This window comes from Neopusillimonas maritima, assembly GCF_003576595.1.
GTDB classification, from domain to species: Bacteria; Pseudomonadota; Gammaproteobacteria; order Burkholderiales; family Burkholderiaceae_B; genus Neopusillimonas; species Neopusillimonas maritima.
Genome location: NZ_NQOU01000002.1, coordinates 467,412 through 491,205, shown reverse-complemented (window position 1 = coordinate 491,205; position 23,794 = coordinate 467,412). Strand labels below are relative to the sequence as shown.

Annotated in this window: 19 protein-coding genes; 14 read left to right on the top strand and 5 right to left on the bottom strand. The window is 45.5% G+C overall.

Going from position 1 to position 23,794, the window contains the following annotated elements; all coding sequences use genetic code 11:
• Nucleotides 1-12 precede the first annotated feature (12 nt).
• From CJO09_RS07360 to wecB (CJO09_RS07320), 9 genes are all read left to right on the top strand, one after another.
• Complete coding sequence (locus CJO09_RS07360) at nucleotides 13-795, top strand: ABC transporter permease (protein ID WP_119441777.1); 783 nt, start codon at nucleotides 13-15, stop codon at nucleotides 793-795.
• Nucleotides 788-2,587: an ABC transporter ATP-binding protein gene (locus CJO09_RS07355; RefSeq protein WP_119441776.1), complete on the top strand. Its 1,800-nt coding sequence runs from the start codon at nucleotides 788-790 to the stop codon at nucleotides 2,585-2,587. The genes CJO09_RS07360 and CJO09_RS07355 overlap by 8 nt, the downstream gene beginning before the upstream one ends.
• Nucleotides 2,584-3,828 (top strand): sulfotransferase family protein, encoded by a 1,245-nt coding sequence (locus CJO09_RS07350; RefSeq protein WP_119441775.1) that lies wholly within the window; start codon nucleotides 2,584-2,586, stop codon nucleotides 3,826-3,828. The genes CJO09_RS07355 and CJO09_RS07350 overlap by 4 nt, the downstream gene beginning before the upstream one ends.
• A gap of 25 nt (nucleotides 3,829-3,853) precedes the next feature.
• Nucleotides 3,854-4,921 carry a non-hydrolyzing UDP-N-acetylglucosamine 2-epimerase gene (gene wecB / locus CJO09_RS07345; RefSeq protein WP_119441774.1) on the top strand — a complete coding sequence of 356 codons (1,068 nt, stop codon included), beginning with the start codon at nucleotides 3,854-3,856 and terminating at the stop codon, nucleotides 4,919-4,921.
• Nucleotides 4,922-4,953: 32 nt separating this feature from the next.
• Nucleotides 4,954-5,967 carry a glycosyltransferase gene (locus CJO09_RS07340; protein WP_147404911.1) on the top strand — a complete coding sequence of 338 codons (1,014 nt, stop codon included), beginning with the start codon at nucleotides 4,954-4,956 and terminating at the stop codon, nucleotides 5,965-5,967.
• The gene (locus CJO09_RS07335) at nucleotides 5,954-7,282 is read left to right on the top strand and encodes a glycosyltransferase (RefSeq protein ID WP_119441772.1); all 1,329 of its coding nucleotides are present in this window, start codon (nucleotides 5,954-5,956) and stop codon (nucleotides 7,280-7,282) included. The genes CJO09_RS07340 and CJO09_RS07335 overlap by 14 nt, the downstream gene beginning before the upstream one ends.
• Nucleotides 7,283-7,349: 67 nt before the next feature.
• Nucleotides 7,350-9,272 (top strand): asparagine synthase (glutamine-hydrolyzing), encoded by a 1,923-nt coding sequence (gene asnB / locus CJO09_RS07330; RefSeq protein ID WP_119441771.1) that lies wholly within the window; start codon nucleotides 7,350-7,352, stop codon nucleotides 9,270-9,272.
• A 27-nt stretch (nucleotides 9,273-9,299) separates the two neighbouring features.
• Nucleotides 9,300-10,493: a glycosyltransferase gene (locus CJO09_RS07325; RefSeq protein WP_158582732.1), complete on the top strand. Its 1,194-nt coding sequence runs from the start codon at nucleotides 9,300-9,302 to the stop codon at nucleotides 10,491-10,493.
• Between the two features lie 47 nt (nucleotides 10,494-10,540).
• Nucleotides 10,541-11,629: a non-hydrolyzing UDP-N-acetylglucosamine 2-epimerase gene (wecB, locus tag CJO09_RS07320; RefSeq protein ID WP_119441769.1), complete on the top strand. Its 1,089-nt coding sequence runs from the start codon at nucleotides 10,541-10,543 to the stop codon at nucleotides 11,627-11,629.
• Here wecB (CJO09_RS07320) and asnB (CJO09_RS07315) read toward each other — a convergent pair.
• The 3 genes from asnB (CJO09_RS07315) to CJO09_RS07305 are packed head-to-tail and all read right to left on the bottom strand — an operon-like array spanning nucleotide 11,626 to nucleotide 15,619.
• Nucleotides 11,626-13,548, bottom strand: a complete 1,923-nt coding sequence (gene asnB / locus CJO09_RS07315) for an asparagine synthase (glutamine-hydrolyzing) (RefSeq protein WP_119441768.1) — start codon at nucleotides 13,546-13,548, stop codon at nucleotides 11,626-11,628. The two genes, wecB (CJO09_RS07320) and asnB (CJO09_RS07315), sit on opposite strands and share 4 nt — an antisense overlap.
• Entirely contained in the window at nucleotides 13,536-14,669 is a 1,134-nt protein-coding gene (locus tag CJO09_RS07310; RefSeq protein ID WP_119441767.1) for a glycosyltransferase family 4 protein, read from the bottom strand. Before CJO09_RS07310 ends, asnB (CJO09_RS07315) begins: the two co-directional genes overlap by 13 nt.
• A gap of 2 nt (nucleotides 14,670-14,671) precedes the next feature.
• On the bottom strand, nucleotides 14,672-15,619 hold the full coding sequence (locus CJO09_RS07305; RefSeq protein ID WP_114419239.1) for a Gfo/Idh/MocA family oxidoreductase: 948 nt from the start codon (nucleotides 15,617-15,619) through the stop codon (nucleotides 14,672-14,674).
• Nucleotides 15,620-15,790: 171 nt separating this feature from the next.
• Here CJO09_RS07305 and CJO09_RS07300 point away from each other — a divergent pair, with 171 nt between their 5' ends.
• From CJO09_RS07300 to CJO09_RS07280, 5 genes are read left to right on the top strand one after another with little or no spacing between them, the layout of a single operon-like run.
• Nucleotides 15,791-17,602 (top strand): glucosamine 6-phosphate synthetase, encoded by a 1,812-nt coding sequence (locus CJO09_RS07300; RefSeq protein ID WP_119441766.1) that lies wholly within the window; start codon nucleotides 15,791-15,793, stop codon nucleotides 17,600-17,602.
• A 21-nt stretch (nucleotides 17,603-17,623) separates the two neighbouring features.
• Complete coding sequence (locus CJO09_RS07295; protein WP_119441765.1) at nucleotides 17,624-18,850, top strand: glycosyltransferase family 4 protein; 1,227 nt, start codon at nucleotides 17,624-17,626, stop codon at nucleotides 18,848-18,850.
• Nucleotides 18,847-19,440, top strand: coding sequence for a sugar transferase (locus CJO09_RS07290; RefSeq protein ID WP_119441764.1), 594 nt, complete (start codon nucleotides 18,847-18,849; stop codon nucleotides 19,438-19,440). The genes CJO09_RS07295 and CJO09_RS07290 overlap by 4 nt, the downstream gene beginning before the upstream one ends.
• The gene (locus CJO09_RS07285; protein WP_119441763.1) at nucleotides 19,437-20,057 is read left to right on the top strand and encodes an acetyltransferase; all 621 of its coding nucleotides are present in this window, start codon (nucleotides 19,437-19,439) and stop codon (nucleotides 20,055-20,057) included. Before CJO09_RS07290 ends, CJO09_RS07285 begins: the two co-directional genes overlap by 4 nt.
• A 17-nt stretch (nucleotides 20,058-20,074) precedes the next feature.
• On the top strand, nucleotides 20,075-21,259 hold the full coding sequence (locus CJO09_RS07280; protein ID WP_119441762.1) for a DegT/DnrJ/EryC1/StrS family aminotransferase: 1,185 nt from the start codon (nucleotides 20,075-20,077) through the stop codon (nucleotides 21,257-21,259).
• A 23-nt stretch (nucleotides 21,260-21,282) separates the two neighbouring features.
• Here CJO09_RS07280 and CJO09_RS07275 read toward each other — a convergent pair whose 3' ends face one another.
• Together CJO09_RS07275 and CJO09_RS07270 are read right to left on the bottom strand one after the other, a co-directional pair.
• On the bottom strand, nucleotides 21,283-22,539 hold the full coding sequence (locus tag CJO09_RS07275; protein WP_119441761.1) for a lipopolysaccharide biosynthesis protein: 1,257 nt from the start codon (nucleotides 22,537-22,539) through the stop codon (nucleotides 21,283-21,285).
• Nucleotides 22,540-23,775, bottom strand: a complete 1,236-nt coding sequence (locus CJO09_RS07270; RefSeq protein WP_147404909.1) for a hypothetical protein — start codon at nucleotides 23,773-23,775, stop codon at nucleotides 22,540-22,542. It lies immediately after the preceding gene.
• Nucleotides 23,776-23,794 lie beyond the last annotated feature (19 nt).

Here is a 23,794-nt window from a genome sequence, read left to right as displayed (position 1 = left end):
GAAATTATTCGAATGAAAATACTACAACTGTTTTGGCTGCATAGGCGTTTACTCTGGGCTACAGCGTTGAATGATATCAGAGCGAAGAGTAGGGGGACCATAATTGGAATGGGTTGGAGTATTATTTATCCCCTAATATTTTTATCTTTATATGCTGTTGTCTATATTTTAATTCTAAGAATTAAGCTCCAACTTTTCACTCCTTTCGAGTATGTGCTTTTGATTTTTTCAGGATTAATTCCCTTCTTGGGATTTTCTGAGGCACTTTCAACGGGGGTTGGTTCTGTAATTTCAAATAGAGGACTAATAAAAAACACTCTATTCCCTATAGAGCTGATTCCGGTTAAAGCGGTGTTGGCATCCAGCGTCACTATGATGGTAGGGCTTGTTACATTGTTGGCTATATTGTTCTTAAGAGGTCATTTTCATTTAACTCAATTAATGATTCCGATAATAATAATCCTACAATTAATATTCACAATTGGTATTGTTTGGCTGCTTTCTGCATTAAATGTTTTCTTTCAGGATTTAGGCCAGTTAATCGGCATTATTGTTTTATTTTTGATGCTGGTTTCCCCGATTGCGTACACCTTGGATATGGTCCCAGAGTCACTGCTACCCCTGATGTATCCTAATCCTCTTTTTTATATGATTATGCTTTATAGAGGTAGCATTATTGTCAACGAAATACCCTGGGATCTCTTCTTTATGTTTTCAATTATATCGGCAACTACATTTGCGGTTGGTTATTACGTTTTTAGTCGATTAAAACCTTTGTTTGCAGATTATGTTTGAAGAAGCCATAAAAATATCTGATGTTTCTAAGATGTATCGCATGTTTAGTTCTAAACGTCATCAGATAATGGATTTATTGGGGTTGCCGGTTCCAAGGTCAGTGGCTAATGAGTTTTGGGCGCTCAGAGATATCAGTTTATCTATCAAGAAAGGTGAGAAGGTAGGCTTGATAGGCCACAACGGAGCAGGAAAAAGCACTTTACTAAAGATAATTGCGGGACAGGTCAGAGCTACTTCAGGCGTGGTAAAGGTGTCTGGAAAAGTTCAGGCATTGATGGAGCTTGGGACTGGTTTTCATCCCGAGTTCACGGGTAGAGAGAATGTGTTGTCCGCATTAAGTTATCAGGGAATAGTTGGCAAGTTTGCAAAAACAAAATTAGACGAAATCATTGAGTTTTCTGAACTCGAGGAGTTTATAGATAATCCAGTGAAAACTTATTCGGCAGGTATGTATGCGCGCTTAGCATTTTCTGTTGCGACATCTATCGAGCCTGAAATTCTAATTGTGGATGAGGTTCTCGGGGCGGGGGATGCCTATTTTGCTGGTAAATGTGTCGATAGAATGAATACGATTACCAATGATTCAGGTGCAACTGTTTTATTTGTCAGTCATGATACATCTTCGATACTTCGCTTATGCTCCAGAGTTATTTGGATGAAAAGAGGAAGGCCAATAATGGACGGTCCCGCTCACGATGTTGTTAAGGAATATGTTGACGCTATGCGATACGAAACAGAGCTTCGGCATCGCGCGAGAGAAATGCAAGTAGACAAAGGAGTTGTGCGCTCAATATTGAACGCCAGCGATGTTTATAAAAAATTAGTTTTTCGTTTTGTAGTGCCGCAACCAACACCTGAATCCTTACACTTCATAAAATCGATTGAGTTGGAGAGGGATAATCAGACACTAGCAAGCATAGCGGTCGGTGACGTAATGGATAATTCTGACAAAGAGAATAATTATCTGATTGTAAATCCAACGTCAACTTGCTGGTCTGAGCCAGAGTATGATAAAGGAGAGCATGGCAGATATATTGCTAGGGCGACGGCTAATGGTCAAAATTACGCGCCTTTTGTATTGTCTTTTCCTTTGTATTTGGAAGATGAGCTAAAGAATTCAAAACTTATTATAAAAGGCGATATTGCTTTTCAGAGTGGTGTGCATATTGAATTGTGGGATGAGCGCAGTGGGTATAAGGGAATTGGAGCGTTAGCAAAGGTTGGAGATGGTTTGTATTCAGCCTCATTGGGAATTGAGGTTCCAGAGGTTGATTTAGAACTCGAAAAGCAGGTCGAAGTATACCCATCACATAATAATAATGAAGATGAGTTTTCAACTGAACGTGTCGTAAGAATTGATAAAGTAGACTTTATCAATAATCAAGGAGCATCCAGTAGGGTGTTCCCCCAAAGGTCTAAACTAGAGGTTGTTGTAGATTTTGAGGCGACACAAAAAGTTAAAGATCCGGTTTTTGCGCTGACTTTTCATCGTTTAGATGGCGTGCAGATGGACCATCAGAACAGTAAATTGCTAGAAAAGTCGATTGGTGAAATTTTTGGACATGGTAAGGTTAAATTTGTTTTTAATCCGATCAGGTTTGGGCCCGGCGAATATCTAGTAACCATAGCTATTCTGAAGTTCCTTGATTTAGATAATTGGGTTGATCAGCCCCCAAGTTATGACCGGCATGACCGTCGATATAGTTTATCGATATACTCGACTATGCCAAGTTCAAAAAATTTGGGAGCAGTAATACAAGAGTGCGAATTTGACGCGCAACAGTCACAATGATGAAAAAAAAGTTTAGTCTTCCAGTGTTAGTTGGTGGTCCGCCAAGCAGTGGTACTACTTTATTTAGTGTTTTGTTGGATTCTATACCTGGCGTATTTTGCGGCCCAGAACTAGGTATTTTTTCGCATGCATGTTTGTACTCAAGTAATTTTCATAGAAGTGCTGAGAATTATTTGGCTAAACTATCACGTTGCGAATGGCAGAAAAATAATGCGATAGAAAATCTGAAAGAAGGTTATTGTCCGTACTCTTTAATCGATGAAGGTAATTTGTCGTATTACAACCAAAACTCGGAGAAAATTAAGAATATTTTAAAACATTCAAGCTCGATCGAGTGTTTATTTGAGCATGTATTTTCCGCGGAAATTGTTAAAGATTCTTGTTTGGTAGCGGAAAAAACTCCTTCTAACTTGTATGCTTTTAAGTCTTATTTGGATTACAACGACCAGGCTAAGGTAATTGTTTTGATTCGGGACCCACGTGCGACTATATCTAGTTTAGTGCGTCGTGGGTTTAGCCTGCGGCGTGCTACAGCTATTTGGTTGGTGGAGGCTTCTGTGTGCGCGGAGTTACTCCCCCATCCGCGAGCGTTGTGTATCCGTTACGAGGATTTGGTTGGGGATACAAGAGCCGTTTTGAGTAATTTGAAAAGATTTTTGAAAATTAAGGTCCCGCTACTTGATCGAGATAAGATTAGTTTGAATTCAAAGAGAGTTAATCTGGACCCCAGCATTAAGAGTCTCTCTACGTGGAACTTAAATCCAGCTGATGAAATTTCTACGAAGGCAGTTGAAGATTGGAAGAGCCGTCTAAATGATGTGCAGTTGGGTTTTATTCGGGATGCCAAGATGTTAAGAAGATTTTCGGAAGACTTTTCATTACCGTTAAAGTCTCTTAAAGATATTGCGCACATTTACGGTTACGATTTACCGGAGGTTTCCTGCTCTCAGGAGTCGATGCTTGAGTTGCTGATTGAGCAAGATATGATTTGTTCTGAAGACCAGGTTCATGACGATCAAATTTTTCATGAACGCTATTTGGGTTTTGATTTGACCAATTATGACCCGAAAATAGTCGGTTTATTGCGACGGATTAATTTTAAGAATAGCGAAAATAATAATAATCGCTTAAATGAGTTGCGTTCCCTTCGCGAGGCTTGTTGCTATTGGTATGCAGAGCATCAGAAATTGAATATAAAACATAATGATTTAGCTGCCAGCATAGAACGCATGTCGCGCTGAAATTTATTAACTCACGGGTGTATAAATGTTGATAATGAGAGTTCTGGGAGCGAGGCCCCAGTTTATGCAAGAAGTCGTTTTTAGACGTGCGGTTGATGCAAGAGGTCATCGTGAGCTGATGGTGCATACGGGACAGCATTACGATGACAAAATGAGCCGTATATTTTTTGAAGAGTTGGGTATTCCTCAGGCAGATATAAATTTGGAAATTGGATCGAATTCGCATGGGATACAAACTGGGCTTATGTTGTCTAAGCTTGATGGCTTGATCTCTGAGTACAGGCCTGATGTTGTGGTTGTAGATGGTGACACTAACTCAACATTAGCGGGGGCGTTGTGCGCGGCGAAATTGAATGTGCCTGTCGTGCATGTCGAGGCCGGTTTAAGAAGTTATGACCGAAGAATGCCTGAAGAAATTAATAGGGTCGTTGCTGATCATTTGTCGACGTTATTATGCGCTCCAACTAGAACAGCTATTGGAAATTTAGAAAAGGAGGGGATATCAGAGAATGTGCATCTGACCGGCGATCTAATGTTCGATTGTTTTAAGTATTTCGTTCGTAATGCCGACGAGTCTATTATGTCTGCATTATCTTTGGCTAAGTCGGAATACGCGTTGGCTACGGTGCATCGCGCTGAAAATACTAATGATATCTCTCGTTTCGAGCAAATCCTAAAGGGATTATCGCTTCTTCCCCTTCCAGTTATTTTGCCCGCACATCCGAGAATATTGTCTAACTTAAATTTAGTTATAGATAGATTATCTGCAAAAAACATACGAGTTATTGAGCCAGTAAGTTATTTGGAAATGTTGGCGTTAGAGTTGAACGCAAAATGTATTTTGACAGACTCTGGAGGCGTTCAGCGGGAGGCGTATTTTGCTTGCGTTCCCTCAGTGGTATTGCGAGACACAACGGAATGGATTGAGCAAGTAGATTTAGGTTGGTCAGTGTTGAGCGGTGCTCGTTCACAAGCAATTCTGGAGGCCTACAGTGCGTGCATGAACTCTAGCAAGCAGTATGTTGAAAATGTGTATGGTGATGGTGACGCCGCTAGTAAAGTAGTCTCATTGATGGAAGCGATGGCGCTATGAGAGTGCTCCATGGTCCACAGAACATTGGGGGCATGGCTGGTGTGCTGGCGTCCGCACAGAGACGACTGGGTGTTGATGCCAAGTCCATATGTCATATAAATAATGTATTTCAATATTCGGCCGACCAGGTAATACCTGATTCGAAAAGTGGTGTTCTGTCATCTCTTTCATTTTTCTTTAAAGAGGCACTACCTTTTGATATTTTTCAGTTTTATTTTGACTCGTCATGGGCAGGTCAAGCTCTTGTCGATATACCGCTACTGAAAAAGTTGGGTAAGAAGGTTTATTTCTATTTTTGTGGTTGTGAGATAAGAGATAGTAAAGCAACGATCCGTAAATATAAATACAGTGCTTGCAAGCAATGTTGGCCGATGTTGTGCAGTGCCAATAGAGAGCGTCTGCTTGAGATAGCAACTAAGTATGCAGACGGTGTTTTTGTTAGCACGCCGGATCTTTTGGAGTTTGTTCCGAATTCAGTTTTGCTTCCGCAGCCGATTGACGTAAAACGCCTAAATGATATTAAGCGTTACACGCTAAATGAGGATTTTGAGCGTAAGGCGAATGCGCCAATTAAGATTGGCCATGCACCCTCTAACCAAAATATAAAAGGCACCAAATATCTTGTTCGTGCGGTCGCGGCATTAGCTGCTAAGGGATACCCAGTGGAGCTGGTGCTGGTCGAGGGGAAGTCTTACGCGGAAGCCATGCAAACTTGTGCTCGCGTCGACATAATAGTTGATCAGTTATTGGTTGGGGCCTATGGACAGTTCGCTGTCGAGATGATGGCGATGGGTAAGCCTGTAGTATGCTTTTTGCGAGCAGATTTATTACAAGAATATCCCACAGCCTTACCTATAATTTCAGCAGATATAGAGAGTATAGAGGGCTGCCTAGCGAATTTAATAAAGAGCCGGGATAGCTGGCCAACTATAGGGGCTAGAGGTCGGGAGTATGTTGATGCTGTTCACGCCAGTGAGGCGGTGGCAAGAAAGATGTTAGACACTTACTTGGAGTCAAGCTGTGCGAATTCTAATGTTGACAGATGACGTGCAAATTGACCGTCGAATATTACTGGAAGCTGAGTCCTTGATATCTCAAGGTAATGAGGTTATTTTATTAGCGATGTCGGGTAGTGGAGATCGGGCGTTTGAAACGATCGGTAACGTTAAGGTGGAAAGAGTATCTGGGAGTGAGCTTCCTTATTCTGAGAGGGTTATTCTCAAAGTATTTAATTTTTATTTTAAGTTTATAGCTTTTGCGTTTTCATTTGTTAATGCTGCCTCCCAAATTATCGCAAATAGATTTTCAAGCAAAATAGGCAGAATACTTTTCTTTTTGAGCAGAAAAACAAACTCTGTATTTGTCCTTTTGGGGTATAAACTTCAGACTGCCTCAATCCTTTTGCACAAACGTCTGCGTAAATTATCTACTCATGAAAGATTCATTCTTCAGAGGGCGTTATTTTATAGGCCAGATGCTATTCATGCTCACGACTTACCTCAGTTAAAAGTGGCTGCCTACGCTAGTAATAAACTGAAGATTCCATTGGTTTATGACGCACATGAACTCTATCCTGAGATAGCCTCTTTACTCCCGGACCAGAAGAGAAAGTTAGCTTCGTTAGAGCGAAAATATATAAAACGGGCTAATGCTGTAATTACTGTTAATTCCTATATTGCCGAAGAGATGCGTCGGCGCTACAAAATAGCTAAACCTACAGTTATTTTGAACGCTACCAACAGGCCAGAATATTTCGATAATTCACATAAATATGATTTATTTCGCAATGAATTAAATATTAAATCTCATAATAAAATAATACTTTTTCAAGGTTGGATGTCAAAACAACGAGGGTTGCAAAATTTGGTTAGGGCGTTGGCCGCGATGCCAAATGAGATTGTTTTGGTATTTATGGGATACGGAGAAGCGAAGCCTGAATTGCTGGAAATAGCCATAGATCTTGGCTGCGTTGACCGCGTTTATTTCAAAGATGCAGTTCCCCAAGCGGAACTTTTATATTGGACAGCGTCGGCTGATGTCGGTGTGATTCCCTATCAAGCAATAGATTTAAATAATTATTTTTGTTCTCCAAATAAATTGTTTGAATTCATTCAAGCGAGTTTGCCAATTCTAGCTAATGACTTACCGTATTTGCGAGAGGTGGTTTTTGGCGAAGGCTTTGGAGTAGTTTCGTCTCTCGACAGTCCGGAAGAGTATTCTGAGAGTCTACTCACTTTATTGGATGAGTCTTGCTACCAAGAATGTAAAGAACAGTTACTGTTAAAACGGGAAAAGTACTCTTGGCTTGAACAAGAGCATACTTTGTTCAAGGTGTATGATTCGCTAACGCATAGGACCTAGTTATATAGGTGGCAGCATTGTGACTGAGTAGTGTGTAATTTATTTTATAAATAAGGCTAGATTTTTTATGTGTGGGTTCGCCGGTTTCATTGATTTTTCCAATAACACTGATCGACAGGCTAGTCTTAGTCGTATGTTGGACACTATTGGTCATAGAGGGCCCGACGATCGAGGCGTGGCAATTGACTCGGAGCGGGGAGTGTTTTTAGGACACCAGCGCCTGGCAATTATTGATCCCGAAAATGGACGACAGCCGATGAGTGTTGTGGATAACTCAGTTAGCGTCGTGTTTAACGGGGTAATTTACAACTATCTGGAATTACGCCGAGAGCTTCTGGCTAAGGGGCACCCTATTAAATCTTATTCAGACACTGAAGTGTTGCTATACGCGTACATTGAATGGGGGGAAAATTGCGTCGCCCGCTTTATAGGGATGTTTGCGTTTGCTATCTGGGACAAGAATAAAAATAAAGTTTTTTGTGCTCGAGATCGGATAGGTATTAAGCCGTTTTACTATGCCATCCATCAGAACACATTTGTTTTCGGCTCAGAAATTAAGTCTATTCTTGCTTCCGGCTATGTTGATAGGAGGGCTAATACGGCAGGACTTAAAGACTATATAACATTTCAGTTTTGTTTGGATGACAAAACTATGTTTGAGGGTGTGTCAAAACTGGAGCCTGGGCAGGCTGTAACTGTCGACTTAAGTAATCGACAACTCTCGGTTCACAGAACACAATACTGGGATCTTCAGTACGAAATTGACACATCGCATGACGAATCTTGGTTTGTCGATCATTTGTCCGGCTTAGTGGAGGACTCTGTCCGTATGCATTTGCGTTCCGATGTGCCCCTTGGAGCACATTTGTCGGGGGGGTTGGACTCAAGTGCTGTAGTTTGCCTAGCTAGCGAGCTTTTAGTAGGGGAAAAGGTGTCTACATTTACTGGCGCGTTTCGTGACGGGCCTCAATATGATGAAACAGCTTATGCAAAGAAGGTTTCGTCCTTTTGTGGCACTGAATATAACGAGGTCTATATTCCGGGTAGTGAGCTATCAACAACGTTGCCTAACTTGATGTATTACATGGATGAACCGGTGGCTGGCCCAGGCTCAATTCCGCAGTACTACGTATCAAAACTGGCGGCGGATAAAGTAAAAGTTGTGTTGGGTGGACAAGGTGGCGATGAGTTGTTTATCGGGTACGCACGATATCTAGTGGCCTATTTGGAACAGTGCCTGTCTGGCGCAATCTATGAAACAGCGCATACACAACCGTATGCTGTGACACTTGAGTCGATTGTACCGAACTTACCGCTGTTAAAAACTTATAAACCAATGTTGCAAAATCTTTGGGGTGATGGTCTATTTGAAAGCGCCGATAAGCGATACTTTAAGTTGATAGATCGTAGCTCAAGTGTGACACATCTCTTTAACGATGACTTGCTGTCTAGTAATTATCAACCATTTGAGTCATTTCAAAAGATATTCAACCGTGATGGGCTGCACTCTTTAATTAACAGTATGACTTATTTTGATTTGAAAGGGTCATTGCCAGCATTGTTGCATGTTGAAGATAGAACGAGTATGGCGGCCTCTATAGAGTCGCGAGTTCCCTTGTTAGACCATCGAATTGTTGAGTTCATGGCGCGGATACCTCCGAATATCAAGTTCGCGAATGGAAGAATGAAACACCTTTTTAAAGAATCCGTTCGTAATATGGTACCTAAAGAAATATTTGAACGTAAAGACAAAATGGGCTTTCCGACGCCACTAAACAATTGGGCGCGAGGAGTAGCTAATGACTTTGTCAAAGATATTTTGTTGTCTCCACAAGCTAGACAACGAGGCGTATATGATGTTCGAAGTGTTGAAAAGGCCATCAACAATGAACAAGAATTTGGCCGCGCTGTATGGGGGATGTTGTGCATGGAGTTATGGCATCGTATACATATAGATCAAGATACCTCAGTTTTAAATATTAGAAGCTAAATGGTTTCGCGTAACAAAGTAGCAGTGATGTTGACCACAGACTCTTTGGTTGATCGGAGAATTTTGCTCCAAGCTGAAGCTTTGCGGTCGATAGGATGGACGGTAAAGGTTATTGCACCAAGAAAGGGTACAACAAGAAAGTTACAAAAAATGCCGCTTAACGTTAGTTTGCCTGATGATATGAGGAGATATGGAGCTGGCGCTAATAATCTGCAGCTGGTTTTTCAAGCTATAGCTTTTCTCAGGAGTTCAGGCATTGGATTATTAAAAGGTCTTCTATGGAAGTACTGCGTAAATCAGCCGCGTTACTTTAAAAAGCTTTTTATTCCAAAGATTATAAAGGAGAAAGCGGATGTGTTTGTTGCGCATGACCTATCGACCCTCGAGTCAGCGGCCCTCGCGGCTCAGGCTCATGGAGCAAAATTAATTTATGACAGCCACGAGTTATATTGTGAGCAAGAGCTTTCGAGTCGCGTTAAAAGATTATGGGAAAAAGTAGAGGCGACTTATATTAAGCAGTGCTCTTTCGTTATAACTATTAACCAATCAATCGCTGAAGAGCTTCAGCGAAGATACGATTTAACTTCGGTGAAGGTAATACTGAACGCTGAAGTTTCTGATGCTACCTTAACTTATGAAAAATATTTTCATTCGCTATATGGCTTAGCTTTTAATAAAAAAATAGTTTTGTATCAAGGGACTATAGATGAAAGCCGTAACGTAAGGGTATTGATCGATGCATTTAGATTATTGTGTAACTCAAATCTCGTTTTGATATTCTTAGGTGCTGGGAAGCACGTGCCACGACTTCGCCGCTTGGTTAGGGAGTACAGGATTAATAGTAAAATTTATTTTCATGATGCAGTCCCGCAGGAACAATTATTGGCTCTAACGAAAAGTGCTGATGTAGGCATTATTCCTTACTTACCCACATGCTTAAATAACTATTATTGTACGCCGAACAAGCTATTCGAATACATCGCTACAGGTGTACCAATAATTGCTAGTGATTTGCCGGAATTGAGGCGTTTCGTTAGCGGCTATCAGATAGGGGATGTATGCGAGATGGCGTGTCCAAAAACTGTAGCGGCGACGTTAGAACGTTTTTTTTCAGATCCAAAGGCGTATGAGTATTTTAAAAGTAATGTTCGAGAGGTGTCTAAACTATTGTCTTGGGATATTGAGAAAATAAAACTTATTTCGATATATCGAAATATTTAAGGTCTATTTAAAATTTTATTTAAAAATACTCTAAAAATGGTTAACGGATGAAAAAAATATTAACGGTTTTAGGGGCTCGCCCACAATTCATTAAAGCAAGTGTTGTGTCGACTCAAATTGCTGATAGCTCGAGTTTGGATGAAGTAATCGTCCATACGGGCCAGCACTTTGATGCAAATATGTCTGACGTATTTTTCGAAGAATTAGGTATGAGGACGCCAAAGTACCAATTAAATATTAATGGTGGTGCGCATGGTGAAATGACAGGCCGGATGCTTATAGAGGTTGAAAAAGTGGTTCTTAGCGAACGCCCTGATATCGTTCTTGTTTACGGTGATACTAACTCTACTCTAGCAGGCGCTTTAGTGGCGAGTAAGTTACATATACCTGTCGCTCATGTAGAAGCTGGTCTTCGCTCTAGGAACCTTAAGATGCCTGAAGAAATAAATCGCATTTTGACCGACAGGATTTCAACCTGGCTATTTACTCCAACTGAAAGTGCCACAAAAAATTTGTTGCAAGAAGGTGTTAGCGAAACCGCGATATACCAAGTCGGTGATGTTATGTACGATGTGGCGCTGCAGCACGGTGCCAAAGTGTCTCCGCACGGCGGGATTCTCGAGCAGCTTCGCCTAAATCCAAAACAGTACATCTTAGTCACGATCCATCGGGCGGAGAATACTGATAATGACACGGTCTTGCGAAGGATCGTAGAGGCTTTGAGTTCAACTGCTAACAGTATTATGCCTATCGTATGGCCGGTGCATCCGCGCACGAAAGGACGTCTTGAGAGTCTTGGTTTGTTAGAAAGCATTTCCGCTGACGTTCTTTTGGTGGACCCTGTTGGGTATCTGGATATGGTACAACTTGAAAAGCACAGCTCTCTAGTTGTTACGGATTCTGGCGGCGTGCAGAAGGAGGCGTTTTTCCATGGAGTGCCTTGCGTAACACTCAGGGAAGAAACTGAATGGGTCGAATTGGTTGAAGCTGGATGGAATCAGCTAATGCCACCAACAAGCGATGTGGAAACTATTCGAACAGCAATGCGGCATGCTATCAAGAAGTCTCCGATTGTTGTTTTTCCATACGGCAATGGCTCCGCCGCTCATGAAATAATTAAGGAGTTGGAAGCTTAGCGTCGGGGAGGTGAATTGATATTGAGTTTTATTAAGTTTTCAGTTTTATTCAACCACCGAGAGAAATTTAAATATCTCCATGCTTGCCACTTATGTAACTGGTTTTCTTTCAAATCAGCATTAAATTTATTTTCAACTGCTGCTGGCTGAATAAATTCTGGGGCGCTTTTGTATTTTGTGTTTTGTTTCATTTTATTGTTAATTGTGTTAAGCCACTGCTTTTCAGGAGTAGCGAAACCTATCTTATCGTGTCTATTAAGAATTAGGTCAGGCACAATACCACTCATCGCCGCCCGAAATACCCTTTTTGTTTCTGCCTCAGGAGAAATCAAATAATCTTCAGGTAGGTTGAGGCACAAGTTAGCAATCGGCACCGTTAAAAAAGGAACTCGACTCTCTATCGAAAAATGCATGGCATTCCTGTCACCGTGTCTTAGTAAATGCGGCAACCCATAACTTTGCAATGAATGAGCCAGTTTTTCTATAAGCCGTTGGCCTTTGAAGTCGGTACTTAAGGAGGGGCGATAGTCACATAAGTTAACGCCCGCCTCTTTCAGCAAATCAATATTCAACCAGTCAGGCTCAAAAGGTCGCCCAGTTAACTGTCGGGCCAGTGCATATACTTTGGGTGGCAGGGTAATATGCGCCAGGTGCATTAACGCGTGGCGATAACTTAACCCGTTTAATTTGGCCCAGTGCTTGGCAAAGTCGTGGGCGGCGCCGTAGCGGTGCTGCTCAAGCAGGCTTAGTAGCCTGTGACCCGGGTAGCCGGAATATCCCCCCAGTAATTCGTCACCGCCTTGGCCTTCCAGCATTACCGTTATATTCTGTTCTCGAGCCAGTTTAAATACACGGAACTGTGCATAAATACTGGTACTGCCGAAGGGTTCACCTTGGGCTTGCACCAGGGTGTCCAGGTCTTCTGCCAGCTCCTGGGGTTGAATGTGTACCTTGTGTGCAATTGCGTCGGTGTGCTGGTTGATAAGGTCAATCCACTTTTCTTCGCTTGTGGCGGGGTCCGATGATACATAGCTGAAGGTGTGGATGGGTAGGTCTTTATATAGGTAGCGCATACCACACACAATGGCCGACGAGTCAATGCCTCCCGATAATGCTGCCCCCACGGGAACGTCGCTACGTAAATGCGTGCGAATATTATGTAAAAACTGTTCGCGAACTGCCTCTACTGCTTGGTCAAATGTAAGTTTCTCTTTTTTTAGCAGGGTGGGCGCCCACCACTGATGGGGTTCGGCGTTAGCGGGCTGCTGTAACGAAATGCGAAGCAGATGCCCAGGCAACAAATGCCGTATACCGGCCAGAAAAGTGTCTTCTTGGTTGTCGTATTGCCCATGAACTAAATAGTCGTAGCAGCGCTGCCAGTTCAGCTCCGGCTTTTGGGGTACTAATGCCAACATGGCTGTTTGTTCCGACCCGAATAACAGCTGATTATCGTGGTGGTAATAGAACAAAGGCTTGATACCGAATGGGTCGCGCACCAGGGTAAGGCTATGGTCTTGCTTGTCGTATAGCGCAAAAGCAAACATGCCTTCCAGTTTGGGCAGGCAGGCGGGGCCCCAACATAGCCAGGCATTAAGTAACACCTCGGTATCGGTTTGGGTGGTGAACCGGAAGCCCTGTTGCTGCAGTTCTGCTCGTATTTCTTTGTAGTTGTATATTTCGCCGTTGTACACAATGCTTAGGCGGCCATCGTAGCTTGCCATGGGTTGGTGCCCTGCGGGGCTTAAATCCAGAATGGAAAGCCGGGTGTGGCCCAGGTGCAACTCCCCAAAACCCAATGGGTAAATTTCATGCCCGCGGTCGTTAGGGCCGCGATGTCTCAGCCGATCAAGTGCTGTGCTTACGCGTAAGGCACTATCAGGGCTCCCCTGCGGCCACCACCCGCCGGTTATGCCGCACATACGGAATCCTTGTTGGTGAGCACTTGTTTGTAAAACTGAACAAGGTTGGTGGCTTCCGTCGCCCAGTTAAAGTGTTCCCGCATCGCCCTATAACCATTCTGGCCCATGCGTTGGGCCTCGTTTGGGTGGCTAAGCAGGTAGTCTATAGCTTGGGCAATTTCAGCAGGGTTCAGCGGATTTACGCATATACCGCATTTGTGGGTCTTGATAATGCTTTCCCACAAGGGGAAATTCGAGGCCAGTACAGGAATGCCGGCGGCCATATATTCGAACAGCTTAATGGGTAGAGCCTCTACATAGTTCACTGTGGGGTGTAAAAGCACTAGCCCTAAACGAGCTTTTTCCAGCGTTGTGTGAATTTCTTCACGGCTTAAATAGCCTAAATAATCTACTTTTTCCCAGCCCGGTAGCCTGTGTAGTTGCTGTTCAAAATCGCTGTTGCTGAAATCGCCGGCCAGAAGCAATCGGCAATCATGTTGTGACAGCCCTACTGCAGTTACGAGTTCCGTAATACCTCGCAGCTTAGTGAGGCCTCCTACGTATACGGCAAATGGGGGGCGGTTTTCGTAAGGTGTTGGGGTGTCGTTAAACGCCTCGGGTGTGGGGTAGTTGTGAATCGTGGTGCTGTGCGTGCAGAACTGGCTGAATTTTTGGGTAATGTTCGGGGTGGCACTTACAACGCCCGTAAGGTGGCGTGAAAAGTGTTGTTCCAGCTTGGCGCTAAGCGCTGAAGCCGCGCCTTTTATCCAAAACGGTAAATAAGGTTTGCTGCGTACTTGCTTTGGCAAGTCTTCATGCGCGTCGAAAATAACTGCTGCCCCTTGGCGGCTCAATGATTTTGCATGGGGCAGCAACTCTGGGTCGTGCAAATGGTAAATATCCGCTTTTAAGGAAAGTGCTTTGCTTGCCACATGCCGAGCGGTGGATGTCATTCTTTTCCAGCGACTGCCCGCGGGCCCCACCGAAGCAATATCGACCCCGTGTAATGTTTCGTTGGGCAAGCCGTCTGCAACAACAAGGGTTACATTGAAGCCGGCTTGCGCCAACGAACGGCATTCTTTCTCGAAGATTCTGATGTCATATCGAGGGTGTGCAGACGTAAGGTGCACGACCTTGATCATAGTTAATCTTTTTTCAAGAATGGGTGGAAATCGCCGCTTAAGGGGGCAATGGCTGCGTGGCGAATAGACGCGACGGTTTCAATGGCGGTGCGGTTGTCTTCCAGGCCATAGCCACGCCCCGCCAGAATCTCTTCGTAGCTACGCGTGTGCAGGTCGGTAAAGCCGCCGGAAAATTCAATTTCTTCACCGTCAACGGTAATCGACCTGAAGGTGCGTTGGCCTTTGTCGCGCTGCGCGGCGGGCACGTCTTCAATGTTAATCGACAAGAACCAGCGTACGCGTGCGTGTTCGTATTCCAGATAGCCGGCGGCTTTCGTGTCGGACGAGTGGTGAACAATGTTGGCTTGTAGCTTGCCAAAAATGAAGTGCAACATATCGAAAAAGTGCACCCCAATATTGGTGGCAATGCCGCCCGATTTTTTCTCATCGCCTTTCCACGACTGCAGGTACCAATGCCCGCGAGACGTGATGTAGGTAAGGTCTACCTCGTGCTTGGTGTCTTTCGATTCATTTTGTACTTTTTCGCGCAGGGCCATAATGGCCGGGTGAACACGCAATTGCAAAATGGTGTTTACCTTGCGCCCGGTATCTTTTTCTATATCTAGCAGGCCGTCGATATTCCAGGGGTTCAACACCAACGGCTTTTCACAGATGGCATCGGCCTCAGAGCGCAACGCGAAGCGCATGTGCGAATCGTGCAGATAGTTGGGTGAGCAAATGGAAACGAAATCCACCTTTTGGTTAGATTTTGTTCGGCGTAGTTTGTCGATATGGCGGTCGAAGCGTTCAAATTCAGTGAAAAACTCCGCATCAGGAAAGTGGCTGTCGATAATGCCAACGGAGTCGTTCATATCAAGGGCGGCCACCAGGTCGTTGCCGGTTGCCTTGATAGCCTGCATGTGCCGGGGGGCAATATAGCCGGCGGCACCAATAAGTGCGAAGTTTTTCATAGTTAAAGGGTTTTGTGTTTAAGAAACGAGTCGATAAAGTTATAGATTATAGAGGTTTAGCCACCAGCGAGGCTAGGTGTTATGACTTAGCGGGTGATTATAATGCGGTAGGCATACAGTTTACAGGGCTGCTTTGAGCCCGGCTTTTAATTGGATTGGAACGCAAGAATTATGTGCGGAATTTTTGGCATTGTCTCATCGTCTACTCTCTTGCGTGATGATTTGAATCGTCTTATACGGCGCGCTGAACAACGTGGGCGCGACTCCAGCGGTTTGTTGTTCTTCCAGGGTGACCATTATGAAGTGAGCCGGGCCGACTACGCCATTACCCGTTTGGTTCACGAGGTCTCGCCATATCATTCCCAAGTAGTAATGGGGCATAGTCGCTTAATTACCAACGGGCTAACGGATAATCAACCGGTTGTTCGCGACAATGTTGCCGTCATTCACAATGGCATTATTGTGAATCATGAAGAGATATGGCCTCATATTCAGCAAAGTCCGGCGCTGCAAATAGACACCGAGGTGATAAACGCGATTGCGGCACAACATTTGTCGCGCGGCGGGGAAGTAGACGGGATTGCCGAAGCGGTGTTGCAACTTTGTCGCGGTGTTGTCGCCTGTGCATTGGTGCTGCCCAAGCTGGGGAAGTTGTGCTTGTTTTCGAATAATGGCAGCCTGTACACAGGCCATAAGGCAGGGTGCATCTATTTTGCCTCGGAAAGCTTCCCGCTGGAAGAGGTAGGGTGTGACACCATCGTTCAGGTTCGGGATTCTGTCGTGCTTGATATTCCGGCCACGGAAAAGCCCATGCAGGTGTCCGATCGCGCTGGGCGCGCGGGCAATTTGATTCCACCGCTGACCTTTTCTGCTTCGGAAGAGCGTTTGCTGGAATACCATCCCCATAATTTGCAACGTTGCACGCGCTGCATTTTGCCGTCAACCATGCCGTTTATTTCATTCGATTCGCAAGGGGTCTGTAATTATTGCCGCCATTACAAGCCTCGCAATCGTCCTCGGCCGAAAGAAGAATTATTTGAAGTGGTTGAGCAGTATCGAAGAACAGAAGGAAACGACTGTATTGTGCCGTTTTCCGGGGGGCGCGACAGTTGCTATGGTTTGCATCTTGTCGTGAAAGAACTGAAGATGAAGCCGGTAACGTACACCTATGATTGGGGCATGGTAACTGACTTGGGTCGGCGTAATATTAGTCGCATGTGCGCCGAGCTAGGAGTGGAGAATATTATTGTGGCCGACGACATTGCCAAAAAGCGGCGCAATATTCGAATGAATTTACAAGCATGGTTAAAGTCGCCCCATTTAGGCATGATCAGTATTTTAACGGCGGGCGATAAGCACTTCTTTCGACATATTGAAACCATTAAACAGCAAACCGGTATTAGCTTGAACTTGTGGGGTATCAACCCTTTAGAGGTCACGCATTTCAAAGCAGGGTTTCTGGGTATTCCACCCAATTTTGAAGAGAAACGCGTATACAGCCATGGCGCGATGAAACAACTTCGATACCAATATTTACGCTTGAAAGCCATGTTGCAAAGTCCTGGCTACTTCAACAGTTCCTTATGGGATACCTTATCGGGCGAGTATTACCGAAGCTTCACGAAGAAAACCGACTACTACCATATATTCGATTACTGGCGTTGGGATGAGCGGTTAATTGAAGATACCTTAGACCAGTACGATTGGGAGCGTGCGCCTGATACCCAAACCACTTGGCGTATTGGTGACGGCACCGCCGCGTTCTACAACTATATTTACTACACCGTTGCGGGCTTTACCGAGCACGACACGTTCCGCAGTAACCAAATTCGTGAAGGCGATATCAGTCGCGACGAAGCGCTGGCGTTGGTTCAAGAGGAAAACACCCCACGTTATCCTAATATCAAATGGTATCTGGATGCCGTAGGTTTGGATTTTCAAGAGGTCATTAAGGTAGTGAACCGCATTCCGCGCTTGTACTAATTGGCAGGACTCAGGCTTTTTATGAAACCTTGTATTTGGTATGTATCGAAGTATGTGTCGCCTCCTGCCAAGGCGAGTGCAGGCGGGCGGGGCTATTTAATTATGCGTGAATTGGCGAAGTTGGGATACAACTGCGTCATTATTACGTCAGACTCGAACAAACTGGCCGAGGTTCCCAGGCTTGACTCCCCCTACAAAATAGAGAAAGTGGATGGCCTGCAGCTTTGCTGGTTGCGCACGATGAAATACGACGTTGCGAAGTCGATGCGGCGCGTACTAAGTTGGTTTGATTTTGAATGGCGTTTATTGCGTTTTCCCAAGAGTTCGTTGCCCCGGCCCGATGTGGTGGTTGTTTCCAGCCTTTCGTTACTAACCGTACTGAATGGGTTTTGGTGGCGCAAGTGGCTCGGTTGCCGTCTTGTTGTGGAGATTCGCGATATCTGGCCGCTAACGCTTGTGGAAGAGGGGGGGGTTAGTCGCTGGAACCCGTTTGTACTGGCGTTGGGGTTTATTGAAAAACTGGCCTACAAGCATGCAGACGAGGTTGTGGGCACCATGCCAAATTTGCAGGCGCATGTTACTAAAGTGCTGGGTTACCCTCGGCTCGTGCATTGTGTTCCTATGGGGGTGGACGAAACGGCACTTGCTGTGCCGCCGCCATTACCTGAAGATTACCGATTGAAATGGATACCACAAGGAAAGTTTGTCGTCGCGCATGTGGGTAGCATGGGCATCGCGAACGCCTTGGATACGTTTTTGCTGTGCGCCAGATCGTTGCAAGATCAACCGCATATTCATTTTTTGCTGGTGGGGGATGGTGACTTACGTAAGGCTTACGAGGCCGAGTATGGTTCCTTGCCTAACATTACTTTTGCGCCCAAGGTTCCGAAAGATCAGGTTTCGTCGGTGCTTGGCTATTGTGATGTTGTGTACTTCTCGGTGCATGTGTCCGAGGTTTGGGTTTATGGGCAATCGCTGAACAAGGTTATCGACTACATGCTGGCAGGAAAGCCGGTGGTTGCATCCTATACGGGGTATCCGTCCATGATTAACGAAGCCCAGTGTGGGTCGTTCGTGCCGGCTGGTAATGTAGGTGCATTGGCTGATGAGATAAAACGCTATGCAGACATGGGGGCGCCCGAACGCGAAGCGATGGGAAACAAAGGTCGCGAATGGCTTCTGGCTAATCGGCAATATCGAACGCTGGCGCAGCAATATGCGGATATTCTATTTCCCGAGGATACATGAAGCGCGGATTTGACATTGTTGCAGCGTTGATACTCTTGTTGTTGCTGGCATTGCCCGGTGCGGTGCTGGCGGTTTGGGTGCGCTTGGCTTTGGGCAAGCCGGTATTGTTCAGCCAGGTTCGGCCTGGCTTGGGCGGCAAGCCTTTTACCATGTATAAGTTCAGAACCATGACGAATGCCCGAGATGCAAAAGGTGAGCTTTTGCCCGACGCGCTTCGCTTGACGCGGTTTGGGCGTTTCTTGCGCGCGTCTAGTTTGGATGAGTTACCAGAGTTATGGAATGTGCTGAAAGGTGATATGAGCCTGGTTGGGCCGCGCCCCCTACTAATGGAGTATTTGCCTTTGTATTCTTCTTTTCAGGCGCGTCGCCACGAAGTACGCCCCGGTATTACAGGGTGGGCACAGGTAAATGGCCGTAATACTTTAAATTGGGAAGAGCGGTTTGAGTTGGATGTTTGGTACGTTGATCATCATTCGCTTTGGCTGGACTTGCGTATTTTGTGGTTAACGGTTCGTAAAGTAATACAGCGTGAAGGAATAACGGCAAAAGGTGAGGCCACGATGTCCAAATTTAAAGGGAACTCTCGATGAAGCGCTTGGCACTGCTGGGGGCCAGTGGCCATGGAAAGGTAGTGGCCGATTTGGCCGGTCAGTGTGGCTGGGAACGCATTGAATTTTTCGACGATTGTTGGCCGGCAAGAGCCGGTCACGGGGCTTGGCCGATAGTGGGCAATTCCGAGTCCCTGTTGTCACGTAGTTCTGAGTACGATGGCGTATTGGTGTCAATTGGTGATTGCCGCACCCGTTGGGAGTTTCATGAAAAGCTCTTGGCTGGTAATGCGCCTTTGGTTAGCATTGTGCATCCCTCAGCGCAAATAAGTGGTTACGCGAGTCTTGGCGTGGGATCAGTAGTAATGCCTTGCGCGGCAATCAATATCGATGCGTCGGTAGGGCACGCGTGTATTGTGAATACCGGAGCCACCGTTGACCACGATTGCGCGTTGGCCGATGCGGTGCACGTTAGCCCCGGTGCGCATCTGTCTGGTGCCGTAACCGTAGGTCAAGGTGTCTGGATAGGCGCGGGCGCGGTCGTGAAGCAAAATATTGTGATTGGCGCCTGGGCTGTGGTGGGGGCCGGTGCGGTTGTATTAAAACCTGTAGCCGAGAAGACAACGGTGGTGGGTAACCCCGCTCGTTCACTCGTTTAGACATTAAGAGAAACAATGTGTTGAGTACAAATTTTCCTCCGTGGCCAAGCTTTACTGAAGAGGAAGCGCTGGCGGTTCAACAGGTTTTGTTGTCGAATCGTGTTAACTACTGGACAGGCCAGGAGGGTCGCAATTTTGAGCGCGAGTTTGCCCACTGGGTGGGTGTTAAGCATGCGGTCGCAGTTGCGAATGGCACGGTGGCCTTGGATTTGGCTTTGAAGGGGTTGGGGGTCGGCCCTGGTGACGAGGTCGTAGTTACACCGCGAACATTTCTGGCTTCGGTATCTTCAGTTGTGAATGCGGGTGCAGTGCCGGTTTTTGCCGATATTGATCCCGACTCTCAGAACCTAACTGCTGAGACGATACAAAGGGTGCTGAGCCCGCGAACTAAAGCGATCATTTGTGTGCATTTGGCCGGTTGGCCTTGCGAGATGGACCCTATTATGGCGCTGGCACAAAAGGCTGGGTTATGGGTCATTGAAGATTGCGCTCAAGCGCATGGCGCAAAATATAAAGGTCAATCTGTTGGGTCGATTGGTCATGTGGGGGCGTGGTCTTTTTGCCAAGACAAGATCATGACAACGGGCGGAGAGGGCGGCATGGTGACCACTTCCGATACTGCTTTGTGGAAACGAATGTGGGCTTACAAAGACCATGGAAAGTCTTGGGATGCCGTTTATGAACGGGAGCATCCTCCGGGGTTTCGTTGGTTGCATGAATCGTTTGGCACCAATTGGCGTATGACTGAAATGCAAGCGACAATTGGACGGATTCAGTTAAAACGCATGGCAGGCTGGAATGAAAAGCGGCTCGCGTATGCGCAAAAAATTTGGGCTGTGGCAAAAGGTTTGCCTGGGTTGCGCGTACCGTCTGTGCCTGTGTATGTACATCATGCGGCGTACAAGTGTTATGTGTTCGTGCAGCCCGATAACCTAGCCGAAGGTTGGTCGCGTGACCGCATCTTGCAAGAGTTGATTGAGGTGGGTGTACCTGCTTACTCCGGCTCGTGCTCTGAGGTGTATTTGGAGAGAGCCTTTGATAATACGACATTTCGGCCCCAAGAACGATTACCTGTTGCCAAGGCATTGGGGGAGACAAGCTTGATGTTTTTGGTTCACCCCACGTTACGTTTGGAGCATGTTCAGCAAACATGCGATTCGTTGGCGTTGGTGATGGCGCGGGCTACAGGCCGGCAAGGGTAATGTAGTCGCTCAGTGCCAAGGACTTAATGGGTATTATGGCTCCGGCCGCCTAAACCTTTGCTGTATCGATACGACAATGCCAGGTACACCACATACAAAGTACCGTACCCTGCAACGTAAAAATCAATGCTCTGTTCGAACGAAGCCGAGAAGGTAAAACTGGCAACGGTCGTCATGAGCAAAATACATTGCCAGATCAGCTCAACCCCTTGTTTGTTCGCTATATAGAAAACATAGCTCAGTGGACTTGCAAGGAAGCGCATAGCGAATAGCGGCATTAGCCAAACTGCAATTGTGCCGGCATCTTTCCAGGCAAGGCCAAACAACCAGCCAAACGCCGGCTCGGCTAGCCATATAACCCCGATTGCCAATGCAAGCGCACATAGTCCCAAAATTAGAAATGTTTCCCGGTAGGTCTTACGGCAATGCCCTTGCTCTCTAAATTCTTTTGAAGCTGTGCGTTTAAAAACATCCAGAACGGCTTTGCCCATTAAACCGATCGGTGCGCCCAGTACCCGGGTAGCCAAGGCATAAAGGCCGCTCGCTTCAACCCCAAATTTACTTGCAATGAAAATTAAAGGTAATTGGGACGAGGCCGAATTAATAACCCCGGCAGGCAGCGCCAATTTGGGGAAACTTTTTTGGCTGCGAAGAAACGATAAGACCTGAGGGATCAGTTGTCGTATTGAAGGGTTTCCCTCAAAATGTAACGGCAATAGTTTGATACTTATTAAACAGCCAACACATGTACCCACTACGTATGTGAGGGCAAGGGCAAGAGCGGTTGGTAAAAAATACCCTACCACAATCTGTAGCGCTGTTACGCACAGTGCCAGCGATACACGCATTTTCGAAAGTATTTTGTAGGCGCCATTGGCCGCAGCCCAATTTTGCCAAATGTGTGAAATGGCAATTGAGAGTGAAGCGGGTATAAAGAGCCAGATTAGCGAGGTGGGTATGCTGGGAAACAAGTTGGGCCAGCCAGTCACTAACACTGCCACGACCATAAAAAGTAGTGTGGAGGATACGAGCGCGGTAAGAGTAGTGGCAAGTACGCCATAGCGGCGTTTTGCACCATCGGGCACGATAGCCAGCGCCATTTCAAGGCGGCCCGTTAGTAATATGGCTGCGACATAGGTCATGCCTACCCATGCAGCGAAAATGCCAAAGGCATCTGGCAGATAGAGCCGCGTAATAAGAAGAGAGCCAAGAATTGGTATGGCTTGGGAGGTAGCCATACCTACTAATACAATGCGTGTGGAACGAAGCAATTCCTGCATTCAGAGACTCTTTATTGGTTTATGGCACGCCACAAAAGCGAATACCAGCATAACGGGTAAAGTCGTTATGCTGACCAGAGAGCCGCTTTTTAGAGAGAGAATGAATAAGTACAACGCAAAGTAGAAAATGAAGCTTTCTTTGCCCTGTTCACTGCGATAAGCCTTCCAAATACCTTTCAGCGTTAAAAAAGCCAAGCCAGTTCCAATGGTGGCACCATAACTGATAATAAGTTCAATAATTGAGTTATGCGGATACAGGCCAAAAGTATTGCCATAGTGGTTTTGAAAATAATTCAACCCGCAACCACTCAGCAGACAAATGGGTTGTTCTTTTAATAAGTTTACTGATTCGTAAATAAAGCGGTCTCTTTCCCCGAAGCTTTGTGTTTCTATCAGGTAGAAAAAACGCTCCAGAATTGAAATTTCTTGCCATAAACCTGTTTGAATAAGGTAAATACCGATAGCGCATAAAAACAATACGATAAGGCTGTAATGTGTTAACAAGGGTTTTCTTATCGCAACAAGCAGTAAAACCAAAACGGTAGCACCAAACTCACCTCGGGCTCCGGCCGCCATAGATAAATAAAGACAAAAAAACGCGGCAAGTAACCAAAAAAGCTGAAGCCAAAAAGCACGTTGATAAGATTGCAGAAAAAACAAAATGCTAGCTAAGCCAAATAGCGCGGTAGTAGGTTGACTATAGGTGCGGGGGTCACCTTCGCCAAAAGTATCGAAATGAAATTCGGGAAGGGGAGCAAACGAAATTGCTTGCGTTAGCACCAAGAATACAAATGCCAGAAAAATATATGAAGTAATTGTTATGTTCAGGTATGACCTGTTTTTAGCGCTGTCTTGGGCTGTCATTGCATGAAGCAGCGCCACCCCGAAAGCCATTGATATCAGCAGATAGGAAAGTAATACGGGGTGTGCCAGAAAATATTGCCAGCCACCAAAGTAGTAGGAAAGGCTTAGCCCGTATAGAAGAAGAGCTGTATGTGTTGAAACGAAAATGACGCTTGTTGTTATGGTGGGTCTGTCGGTTGCCAGCAAGCGCGTGCTGAAGAATAACGTTAATAAGCACAAACAGAGAATGACGTATCGTATTGAGGATAAGACTAGGTAATGGGCCTTGTGTATGTACAGTGCGTCGAATGTAATTAATATAAAAAACGCTGCAACGACTGTAGCGGGGTTCAAAAGCTTTTCTATTTCGATTCGCTGCAGTCGATTATTCATTTCAGTGTGGTTATGTGGT

Coding starts and splice junctions, on each gene's coding strand:
- CJO09_RS07360 (WP_119441777.1), top strand. CDS start 13: ATGAAAATACTACAACTGTTTTGGCTGCATAGGCGTTTACTCTGGGCT.
- CJO09_RS07355 (WP_119441776.1), top strand. CDS start 788: ATGTTTGAAGAAGCCATAAAAATATCTGATGTTTCTAAGATGTATCGC.
- CJO09_RS07350 (WP_119441775.1), top strand. CDS start 2,584: ATGATGAAAAAAAAGTTTAGTCTTCCAGTGTTAGTTGGTGGTCCGCCA.
- wecB (WP_119441774.1), top strand. CDS start 3,854: ATGTTGATAATGAGAGTTCTGGGAGCGAGGCCCCAGTTTATGCAAGAA.
- CJO09_RS07340 (WP_147404911.1), top strand. CDS start 4,954: ATGGCTGGTGTGCTGGCGTCCGCACAGAGACGACTGGGTGTTGATGCC.
- CJO09_RS07335 (WP_119441772.1), top strand. CDS start 5,954: ATGTTGACAGATGACGTGCAAATTGACCGTCGAATATTACTGGAAGCT.
- asnB (WP_119441771.1), top strand. CDS start 7,350: ATGTGTGGGTTCGCCGGTTTCATTGATTTTTCCAATAACACTGATCGA.
- CJO09_RS07325 (WP_158582732.1), top strand. CDS start 9,300: ATGTTGACCACAGACTCTTTGGTTGATCGGAGAATTTTGCTCCAAGCT.
- wecB (WP_119441769.1), top strand. CDS start 10,541: ATGAAAAAAATATTAACGGTTTTAGGGGCTCGCCCACAATTCATTAAA.
- asnB (WP_119441768.1), bottom strand. CDS start 13,548: ATGTGCGGCATAACCGGCGGGTGGTGGCCGCAGGGGAGCCCTGATAGT.
- CJO09_RS07310 (WP_119441767.1), bottom strand. CDS start 14,669: ATGATCAAGGTCGTGCACCTTACGTCTGCACACCCTCGATATGACATC.
- CJO09_RS07305 (WP_114419239.1), bottom strand. CDS start 15,619: ATGAAAAACTTCGCACTTATTGGTGCCGCCGGCTATATTGCCCCCCGG.
- CJO09_RS07300 (WP_119441766.1), top strand. CDS start 15,791: ATGTGCGGAATTTTTGGCATTGTCTCATCGTCTACTCTCTTGCGTGAT.
- CJO09_RS07295 (WP_119441765.1), top strand. CDS start 17,624: ATGAAACCTTGTATTTGGTATGTATCGAAGTATGTGTCGCCTCCTGCC.
- CJO09_RS07290 (WP_119441764.1), top strand. CDS start 18,847: ATGAAGCGCGGATTTGACATTGTTGCAGCGTTGATACTCTTGTTGTTG.
- CJO09_RS07285 (WP_119441763.1), top strand. CDS start 19,437: ATGAAGCGCTTGGCACTGCTGGGGGCCAGTGGCCATGGAAAGGTAGTG.
- CJO09_RS07275 (WP_119441761.1), bottom strand. CDS start 22,539: ATGCAGGAATTGCTTCGTTCCACACGCATTGTATTAGTAGGTATGGCT.
- CJO09_RS07270 (WP_147404909.1), bottom strand. CDS start 23,775: ATGAATAATCGACTGCAGCGAATCGAAATAGAAAAGCTTTTGAACCCC.